At 47.5% G+C, this 244-nt stretch carries 1 protein-coding gene; it reads left to right on the top strand.

Features of this window, described 5'->3' with window-relative positions; genetic code table 11:
* On the top strand, nt 1-244 hold a 244-nt coding region (locus tag EWU23_RS13920; RefSeq protein WP_166233212.1), incomplete at both ends, for a hypothetical protein.

Here is a 244-nt window from a genome sequence, read left to right as displayed (position 1 = left end):
GGCGACTTTACGAGTGGAGTAGCGAACTTGACAAGCTTAGGCTTGAAATTCACGGGAACTTCAGGAGCAGGAACCTTTACCTTCACTCCAACTTCAGGAACAGCAGCTACCAGTTCAAGTATCACGGTTAATCCAGGTGCAGCTACGAAATTGGTAGTGACAGGCTCCGCTTCTCAAACGGCAGGAACGAGTAATTCGATTACGATTACCGCGAAAGATGCGAGTGGAAATACGGTTACTACTT

Source organism: Aquirufa beregesia, from assembly GCF_011090385.1.
Lineage (GTDB): Bacteria > Bacteroidota > Bacteroidia > Cytophagales > Spirosomataceae > Aquirufa > Aquirufa beregesia.
Note: the sequence above shows the minus strand (reverse complement) of the source record. Positions and strands in the feature narration are given on the sequence as shown.